The 9,727-nt window shown below is 30.0% G+C and carries 9 protein-coding genes, 1 tRNA gene, 1 rRNA gene and 1 other annotated feature; all 11 genes read right to left on the bottom strand.

Annotated features, from left to right (window positions below):
- Positions 1–185: ribosomal RNA gene (locus ACTNBA_RS18925) — 16S ribosomal RNA — on the bottom strand; the annotation flags it as partial.
- Positions 186–1,019: 834 nt separating this feature from the next.
- A complete protein-coding gene (gene murD, locus ACTNBA_RS18920; RefSeq protein WP_441075808.1) occupies positions 1,020–2,399 on the bottom strand; it encodes a UDP-N-acetylmuramoyl-L-alanine--D-glutamate ligase in 1,380 nt (459 codons plus the stop codon).
- A 56-nt stretch (positions 2,400–2,455) separates the two neighbouring features.
- Positions 2,456–2,578, bottom strand: coding sequence for a hypothetical protein (locus ACTNBA_RS18915; protein ID WP_441075807.1), 123 nt, complete (start codon positions 2,576–2,578; stop codon positions 2,456–2,458).
- A gap of 378 nt (positions 2,579–2,956) precedes the next feature.
- Positions 2,957–4,348, bottom strand: coding sequence for a glycine--tRNA ligase (locus ACTNBA_RS18910; RefSeq protein WP_441075805.1), 1,392 nt, complete (start codon positions 4,346–4,348; stop codon positions 2,957–2,959).
- A gap of 80 nt (positions 4,349–4,428) precedes the next feature.
- Positions 4,429–4,595 (bottom strand) — a binding site (T-box leader).
- Positions 4,596–4,726: 131 nt separating this feature from the next.
- Positions 4,727–4,801: transfer RNA gene (locus ACTNBA_RS18905), tRNA-Asn, on the bottom strand.
- Between the two features lie 266 nt (positions 4,802–5,067).
- Positions 5,068–6,609, bottom strand: a complete 1,542-nt coding sequence (gene lysS / locus ACTNBA_RS18900) for a lysine--tRNA ligase (RefSeq protein ID WP_441075803.1) — start codon at positions 6,607–6,609, stop codon at positions 5,068–5,070.
- A gap of 30 nt (positions 6,610–6,639) precedes the next feature.
- Positions 6,640–7,119: a transcription elongation factor GreA gene (gene greA / locus ACTNBA_RS18895; RefSeq protein ID WP_441075801.1), complete on the bottom strand. Its 480-nt coding sequence runs from the start codon at positions 7,117–7,119 to the stop codon at positions 6,640–6,642.
- A gap of 133 nt (positions 7,120–7,252) precedes the next feature.
- The gene (gene dusB / locus ACTNBA_RS18890; RefSeq protein WP_441075799.1) at positions 7,253–8,230 is read right to left on the bottom strand and encodes a tRNA dihydrouridine synthase DusB; all 978 of its coding nucleotides are present in this window, start codon (positions 8,228–8,230) and stop codon (positions 7,253–7,255) included.
- A gap of 8 nt (positions 8,231–8,238) precedes the next feature.
- On the bottom strand, positions 8,239–9,018 hold the full coding sequence (locus ACTNBA_RS18885; RefSeq protein WP_035130756.1) for a type III pantothenate kinase: 780 nt from the start codon (positions 9,016–9,018) through the stop codon (positions 8,239–8,241).
- Positions 9,019–9,194: 176 nt separating this feature from the next.
- Positions 9,195–9,377, bottom strand: a complete 183-nt coding sequence (locus ACTNBA_RS18880; protein ID WP_441075797.1) for a hypothetical protein — start codon at positions 9,375–9,377, stop codon at positions 9,195–9,197.
- A gap of 6 nt (positions 9,378–9,383) precedes the next feature.
- Complete coding sequence (locus ACTNBA_RS18875; protein WP_156964284.1) at positions 9,384–9,554, bottom strand: hypothetical protein; 171 nt, start codon at positions 9,552–9,554, stop codon at positions 9,384–9,386.
- Positions 9,555–9,727 lie beyond the last annotated feature (173 nt).

Here is a 9,727-nt window from a genome sequence, read left to right as displayed (position 1 = left end):
GATAAAAACATTTCATGCGGTATTAATCTTCCTTTCGGAAGGCTATCCCCCTCTATAAGGCAGGTTACCCACGTGTTACTCACCCGTCCGCCGCTAATTCACCCCGAAGGGCTTCATCGCTCGACTTGCATGTGTTAGGCACGCCGCCAGCGTTCGTCCTGAGCCAGGATCAAACTCTCAATTTAAAAAGTTTGAGCTATGCTCTTTTTTTCGCTGACTTGTTAAGTCATTTATTTGATAGATTTCTCTATCGGAATTAACTGGTTTTACCTTTTTCTCTGTTTAATTTTCAAAGACCATTTGGTTTTCATCAATCTACCGACTGACTACTTTTTAAATTTTATCACCATCATTTTGTTATGTCAATAACTTTTTAAACTTTTTTAAAACTTTTTTTGTTTAAATCCATCTTTAAAGTTATCTAGATTTGAACTTTGAAGTTCGCATCACTTAGTGACGAGATTTATAATATCATAGGGTTGGATTTCTCTTCTTAGCTTATGTGATTATATATAAAAATTATCCTTTATTTTCTCTAAATTTCTTATTTTTTCTCTAATTTACATGTATTGATACACTTGGTTAAGTTTTTTAATTTATTTATGCTGTGGCCTATTTTACTAATTAATTATATGTTTTTCATCAGCAAAATCTTATAAACCACTCCGAGTATATAGATTTAGAACAAATAGTTATCTATATAAATTGAAAACTAGTTACCTATATAACTAGTTAAATAGTTGTTCTATCCATGGGGGTTTCAAGGAGATTTACCATTTGTATAACCAGATTACAAGAGATATTAAAATGTGAAGTACAACAATGTGTCATTATTACTTATAACTAGCCTAACAAGCTAATATAATCTTCTTATAGTATACTTTATAATTCAATTGACATTATGATTAAAAAGCAAATTCCTAGAAAACAGTAAATCAAAACTGCGTTCTAGGAATATATCTTTCTATTATTAAGTTAATATAAAGTATTATGGATATATATTTTTTAATAATGTTCTATTACTTTAAATTCTTAACCACTTCTTTAAACCTATTTCCTCTAATCTCAAAGTTTTCAAACATATCAAAGCTTGTGCATGCCGGAGCTAATGCTACTACGTCTCCACTTACTGATATTTCTACTGCCTTATTTACAGCTTCTTCTAACGTATCAACCATATGAATATCAACATGGATACCTTTTTCATTTTTTAATTTGTCAAAAACTTTTTTAATTTGTTCCTTAGCTTCCCCAAGCAGAATCAATGATTTTATATATGGATATCCTTCATATGCTAATGGATCAAAAGGAACTTTTTTATCACGTCCTCCAGCAATTAATACTACCGGTTTTTCAAAAGCTTTTATACCTGCTAATGTTCTAGTAGGACTTGAAGCTATAGAATTATTATAATATTCTACATCTCTATAGCTTCTTACAAATTCATTTCTATGTTCTACACCTTTAAAAGTAGTTGCGACTTCTCTCATATATTTTACATCCACATCATCCACTATCAAAGCGAAGGCTGCTAATAAATTTTCTATATTATACATACCTTTAAGCAATACTTCACTTTTATTACATACCTTTTTACCTCTAGCAAAAAGAACTCCATCTTTATAATAAGCTCCATTTTCTATAACACTATTTCTACTAAAAGTATAAAGACGCCCATTTTCTTCCCCTTTAATATTTCTTGTAACATCATTATCTTCATTTAACACCAACAGGTTATCTTTATTTTGATATTTAAATATATTCTTTTTGGAATCTATATATTCTTGCAAATCTATATGCATATCTAAATGGTTAGGTGATAAATTTGTAATTAAAGCTACTTCTGGAGATGTATCCATAGTCATAAGTTGAAAACTTGATAATTCAAGAACGACCTTATCATCTGGTGATATTTCTTCTATTTTTGTGAATAATGGAGTACCTATATTCCCTCCAACCCAAGTTTTGAAACCTGCCGCACTTAAAATACTATATACTAAAGATGTAGTTGTTGTTTTTCCGTCGCTTCCTGTTATACCGTATACTTTAGCAGGACAATATCTTAAAAACTCCTCCATCTCAGATGTTATATATGCACCTTCATTTTGGGCTATAGTTAATTCTTTACTATCAATTCTCATAGATGGGGTTTTAAAGATAACATCAAAACCATGCAAATTTGATAGATATCCTTCTCCCAATTCAAATTTAACTCCTTTGCATTGATACTTGTCTACAACTTCTTTAAGTTTTTCTATATTCTTTTTATCAAATGCAGTTACTTTAGCTCCTAAACCAACAAGGAAATCTATAAGTGGTATATTGCTTACCCCTATTCCTACTACTGCTACATTTTTATCCTTAATAAACTTCTTAAACTCACTAAAATTTCTTTTCATTCTTATTCCTCCAGTACCGCCATATATTAGCTTACTTCTATACTATAATTATATCACTACATCAGACTTAAAAAAACTCTATGAAAAATACTTATTCTATTTATTGCAAAAGTTCCCCTATTTTCTTTATTTTCGCCTATTTTCCCCTTCAATCCACTAACTTTCCAATGTTTTTTCAATTTAATTTATTATTTTTTTAAAAAAGCTATTGCTATGAGTTTTTTAATATGATATAATCTGTTTGTGCCGTAAGTAAAGGTGTTAAAACTTTTCCCCAAAGGTTTAACATTGCACATAACATATCCCCATGATTAAACCCTATTTTTTACCGGATGCAAATCCGGTTATTTTTTTATCCATTTATATAAATCTCCATTAATGAACCCTTAAATACAATATCCATTTAAATTTTAGACTACAATACATTTTTTAAACACCCTTAATTTATCATATCAATATATTTTTTCTTTACATATTCAACTTGTTATATTCTTTACTATAAAATAACTCCAAGCAAATTAATGCCTAGAGCTATTTTAAATCTACATGGACTTCTATTAAAATTCCATTTTTTCTTCTATATAAGATACTAGATTACTTATTGGCATTCTTACTTGTTCCATAGTATCTCTATCCCTTACTGTAACACTCTCATCTTCTATAGTATCAAAGTCAATAGTAATACAGAATGGTGTTCCTATTTCATCTTCTCTTCTATATCTCTTTCCTATACTTCCAGCCTCATCATAATCTACATTAAACTTTTTAGATAATATTCCATATACATCAATAGCCTTTTCACTTAATTTCTTACTAAGTGGAAGTACTGCAGCCTTAAATGGTGCTAATGCTGGATGAAGATGCATCACTGTTCTAACATCTCCGCCTTCTAGTTCTTCTTCATCATAAGCTTCACACAAGAATGCTAATGCAACTCTATCAGCTCCTAATGATGGCTCTATACAGTATGGTACATATTTTTCATTAGTAGTTGGATCTAGATAAGATAACTCTTCTCCTGAATGTTCCATGTGTCTTTTTAAGTCATAGTCTGTTCTATCAGCTATTCCCCAAAGCTCACCCCATCCAAATGGGAATAAAAACTCTATGTCACAAGTAGCATTACTATAGAATGATAGTTCTTCTTTTTCATGATCTCTAAACCTTAGATTTTCCTTACCCATTCCTAAGTTAAATAAGAAATTCTTACAATACTCTTTCCAATATTCAAACCACTCTAAGTCAGTTCCCGGCTTACAGAAAAATTCAAGCTCCATTTGCTCAAACTCCCTTGTTCTAAAGGTAAAGTTACCTGGAGTAATTTCATTCCTGAAAGATTTACCTATTTGAGCTATTCCAAAAGGTACTTTTTTTCTTGATGTTCTTTGAGCATTTTTAAAGTTTACAAATATACCTTGAGCTGTTTCAGGTCTTAAATATATTTCATTTTTACTGTCTTCAGTTATGCCTTGGAAAGTTTTAAACATAAGATTAAACTTTCTTATATCTGTATAATTCATTTTCCCACACTTTGGACAAACCACATTATGTTTTTCAATATATTCTTTATACTCTTCATTAGTCCATCCATCAGCTACAGCTACTTCTGCGCCTTCTGAAACCATATGATCTTCAACTAACTTATCAGCTCTAAATCTAGCCTTACATTCTTTGCAATCCATTAATGGATCAGAGAATCCACCTACATGACCTGTAGCTACCCAAACTTCTGGATTCATCAATATTGCACAATCCAAACCTATATTGTAAGGATTTTCTTGAACAAACTTTTTCCACCATGCTTTTTTAACGTTATTTTTAAATTCCACACCTAAAGGACCATAATCCCATGAATTCGCAAGTCCTCCATAAATTTCGGACCCAGAAAATATAAATCCTCTATTTTTACATAAAGCTACCATTTTATCCATAGTTAATTCTTTTGCCATGTTCATTACCTCCATCAATGTTTTTTATTATTAATTGCAATTAACAAATTAATATTTGTAAATAAAAAAACTTTAACCAATTAAGGGACGAAATTAATCCGCGGTTCCACCCTTATTAGCTAAAGCTCATCTTTAAAATTTATCACTAACTCAAAAGCTCCCTTCATAATATTGATATGATAATTTACACCCACCATCATCTCTCTTTAAAATCTTTATTACTACTCTTCTTTGTCATCGTTATTATTCAGTTTTTAATAATATTATCCTCACATAATATTATAATTAAATATAAAATTAAAATGTTATTTTGTTATATTATTTACTATAACAAAATAAGCCGACTTAAAAGCCCGCCGTAAGTTATCTTATAAAAAATGGCTCCGCGAAGAGGATTCGAACCTCCAACCTATCGGTTAACAGCCGAGTGCTCCACCGTTGAGCTATCGCGGAATATTTAATTCATATCTAGATTATAGCATATTTAATGTAAAATTCAACACTATTTTATAAAATTTAAAAAATAATTTATTTAACTTACATTATATGAATACTTTAATATTTTATCCAGAAATCTTTTTAATATGTAATAATTATTTAATATATATTTACTGATATTATATATTAAACTAGTACCTTAACATTTTACCCAAAAATTATTTTAATATGCAATAATTTTTGGGTAAAATTAATTTTAAAATTATATATTATTAATTATATTATTGTAGAGGTTTCATTGTTGGGAATAGTATAACATCCCTGATGGATACTGAATCAGTTAAGAACATTACTATTCTATCTATACCAATTCCAAGTCCACCTGTTGGAGGCATTCCTACCTCAAGAGCACTCATGAATTCCTCATCAATTAGATAAGCCTCATCATCTCCAAGCTCTCTTTCTTTTGCTTGTTGTTCAAATCTTTGTCTTTGAACTATAGGATCATTTAGTTCTGAATAAGCATTACAAACTTCTCTACCATAAACAAATCCTTCAAATCTCTCAGTAAAGGCTTCATTTCCACGTTTTTTCTTAGTTAATGGTGATATTTCTACTGGATAATCACAAAGGAATGTTGGTTGAATTAAATGTTCTTCGGCATATTCTTCAAATAATCCATTTAATATATCTGCCTTTGTACAATCTTTTAATTCCTTTATAAATTCTAAATGTTTTTCTTTTGCAATTTGTCTAGCTTCTTCATCTGTCTTAATTTCATTGAAGTCTACACCTGCATATTCCTTTACAGCATCAATCATAGTAATTCTTCTCCATGGTGGTGTAAAGTCTATTTCAGTTCCTTGGTAATTTACTTTAGTGCTGCCATGAACCTTCTCACAAGCATATGCAACTAATTCTTCTGTTATTTTCATCATATCGTTATAATCAGCATAAGCTTCATATAATTCTATCATTGTAAATTCCGGATTGTGTCTTATACTCATTCCTTCATTTCTGAAGTTTTTACCCATATCATATACTTTTTCAAGTCCACCAACTATACACCTTTTTAAGTATAACTCGGTAGCAATTCTTAAATACATATCTATATCTAAGGTATTATGATGAGTTACGAATGGTCTTGCAGCTGCTCCTCCAGCTATAGGAGATAAAATAGGAGTCTCCACTTCTAAGTATCCTCTATTATCTAAGAATTCTCTTACAGCTTTTATAATTTTTATTCTATTAATAAAAGTATCCCTTACATCTTTATTCATTACTAGGTCTACTTCTCTTTGTCTATATTTTAAATCTGGATTTTTAAGTCCATGCCATTTTTCTGGAAGTGGTTTTAATGATTTAGAAATTAAAGTTACTTTGCTAGCTTTAACAGAAGTTTCTCCTGTCTTTGTTACAAATGGTATACCTGTAACTTCTAAAAAATCACCTATATCAAAAGTTTTCGCATCTTTAAACTGTTCTTCTCCAACCCTATCAAGTCTTATATATACTTGCATTTTACCAGATCTATCGTGAATATCGCAGAATCCAGCTTTTCCTTGAATTCTTTTAGACATAAGTCTTCCTGCAATTGTAACTTCTGTTTCTTCAAGTTCTTCATAGTTATCCTTTATTTCTTGAGCCTCATGAGTTCTTTCAACCTTATATACGTCAAAAGGGTCTTTTCCTTGCGCTTGAAGATCAGCTAGTTTTTGTCTTCTTATCATTACTTGTTCATTATATTCAGCTTCTTGAGCTTGTAATTGTTCATTATCTACTACAATTTCTTGTGAATTATCATTGTTAACTTCTGTAGCCATAGAGCATTCCTCCTAGTTTTTCATTTATGATTATCTATTAATTTCCAATACTTTATACTTGCTAATTCCATCTGGAGTTGATACTTCTATAATATCTCCTGTTCTTTTCCCCATAAGAGCATTTCCAACAGGGGACTCATCTGAAATTTTATTTTCATAAGGGTCTACTTCAGCAGATCCAACAATATAAAATTCTATTTCTTCATCAAATTCATAATCAAACACTTTTACACTTGTTCCTATACTAACCATATCTTTAGGAATTTCACTTTCATCTACCACAGATGCATTTCTTAGCATATTTTCAAGTTGAATAATTCTTCCTTCAACAAATGCTTGCTCATTCTTTGCTTCGTCATACTCTGAATTTTCACTTAAATCCCCATATCCTAAAGCAACCTTTATCTTTTCTGTTATTTCCTTTCTTTTAACGGTTTTTAAGTACTCTAGCTCATCTTCAAGCTTCTTTATTCCTTCGTAAGTCATCACGTATTTTTTAGCTTCGCTCATTTTTCTCTCCCCTTCAATCTTACTAAATAATTCTATATCATTATAAATACTCAATTGTATCATATATAGTCTCTATAATCTTTGATTAATTATAAAACAGCTGCAATTCCTTGTCAATAAAGGTATATTTATATTAAAAATACCACTTTTCATAATTTAATTTATATTTTTGTAATAAATCATACATTTCATCATAGGATATAGCAGAGTTGATTTTATCTTTAATTTCGGTACAATTTCTTAATCCCTTAATATACCACGCTATATGTTTTCTCATTTCTCTTACAGCCTTATTTTCATCAAAGAACTTTACAGCTCTATTCAAATGAGTCATGCACATATCTATTCTTTCTACATCAGTAGGCCTTACTATATCATTGCCGTCAATTCCTTGTTTTATCTCTTTAAATATCCAAGGATTTCCCATAGCACCTCTCGCTACCATTATACCATCACAATTAGTTTGTTTTCTCATATTTATAGCATCTTCTGCCTCGAATATATCACCATTTCCAATGACAGGTATAGATACAGCTTCCTTTACTTGCTTTATTATATCCCAATCCGCCTTACCTTCATACATTTGCTCTCTAGTTCTTCCATGCACCGTTATAGCATCGACTCCTGCATCTTCTAAATATTTAGCAAACTCCACAGCATTTATGTTATTTGAATCAAAACCCTTTCTAAACTTTACTGTAATAGGCTTATTTGTAGACTTCTTCATTTCTTTAACAATTTCGCCAGCAAGCTTAGGATTTTTCATCAAAGCAGAACCTTCTCCATTTTTAACTATCTTTGGTACTGGACATCCCATGTTTACATCTATAATAGCAACTCCATCCATACCTTGAATAGACTCACAAGCAAATGCCATTATCTTTGGCTCACTTCCAAATATCTGTAATGCAACCGGCTTTTCTTCATCACTTATTCTCATAAGGGTTCCGGTATTTTTACTATTATAATATAACCCTTTTGCACTAACCATTTCTGTATAAACTAGTCCACATCCCATTTCTTTACATATACCTCTATAAGCTATATCAGTAACTCCTGCCATAGGAGCTAGAAATACAGGATTTTCGAAGCTTATATTTGAAATTTTCATTCTATCACCTATTCTCTGTTCTTCTCGTATATAATTCTAAGTCCTTCTAAAGTTAAGAATGGTTCAACTTTATCTATAGATTTTGATCCCTCAGCTATAAGATTAGCAAGACCTCCTGTAGCTATTACCATAGGATTTTCCTCACCTAATGCTATCATTTCCTCTTTAATTTTACTTACGATAAAATCAACTTGACCTATATAACCATATACAATACCTGCTTGCATACTAGCTACTGTATTTTTGCAAATAACTGTTTCTGGTTTTATAAGCTCTACTCTTGGAAGTTTAGCAGCTCTTTGGAATAAAGCATCTGAGGATATTTTTATACCTGGCGATATAGTTCCGCCTATATAATCTCCATTAGCAGCTACTGCACAAAAAGTAGTCGCAGTACCAAAATCTATAATAACTAATGGTTTTTTATACATTTCATGAGCTGCTACTGCATTAACTATTCTATCTGCTCCTACTTCTTTAGGATTATCATATTTTATATTTATTCCAGTTTTTATTCCCGGACCTACTACTAGAGGTTTTTTGTTAAAAAACTTTCTAACCATATGTTCTAGGGAATACATTATATTGGGAACTACTGATGAAATAATAACTCCTGATATATCACTAACCTCTAGCTTGTTGTAAGCAAAAAGCTGTGCTACTTCTATCATATATTCATCAGAAGTTTTTCTATTATCTGTAGATAATCTCCACTCAACTATTAATTCCTCATTCTTATAAATACCTAATACTATATTAGTATTTCCTACGTCTAATACGAATATCATAATCATGTCACCTCTATATAATTAAAAGCAGCTTTTAAGCTGCTTTTTAAATGTTCCTAATTATTATAACACATTTAACACTTTAACTATATAATTTAATTAACTTTTTTAAGTTAATACTACTTAATGTGTTAATGAATTTTATGTAATACCACTGTAGACTAATCTATTATGTTTTATATTAGATTATTACTATTTATTATATCCAACTCATCTTTAAAAATCTCATATAATTCTTCTTTTAATGTTCCATCATTAGAATTATTCAAAATATTCAGATATAACTTTTTTAAATTTTCCTCTTTCTTGTTTATATAATTTCTTCTAATATTTTTTCCCTTATCCTTACCATTGAACATTGGCCCCTACCTCCCTATAATATTTTTTAAAGTCTTTACATGATTATTATGTCTTACAATAGAGTCCTGTGCCTTGTTGTCAATTTCTTGAACAGGTATGTTTGTCAGATAACTTTTATAACTTTTAATAATCTCATTTTCTTTTTCAATTAGAGATTGAATCATTATATCCTTCATAATAATCGCCTCCTTTTTTTTATTATTATCAAATAAAAAAGGGTATATACCTTTATTTTAAATAAAATGTACCCTATATAGTAGACACTTTAAAAAAAGTCTATTATATAGGGTATTTTTATGTATAATAAAATTAATATATAGCTTTAGGAGTGATTATATGAGCAACAAAT

Origin of the sequence: Clostridium sulfidigenes (assembly GCF_052067195.1) — a bacterium.
Classification (GTDB): domain Bacteria; phylum Bacillota; class Clostridia; order Clostridiales; family Clostridiaceae; genus Clostridium_J; species Clostridium_J sulfidigenes.
This window is presented reverse-complemented; position numbering and strand designations above follow the sequence as displayed.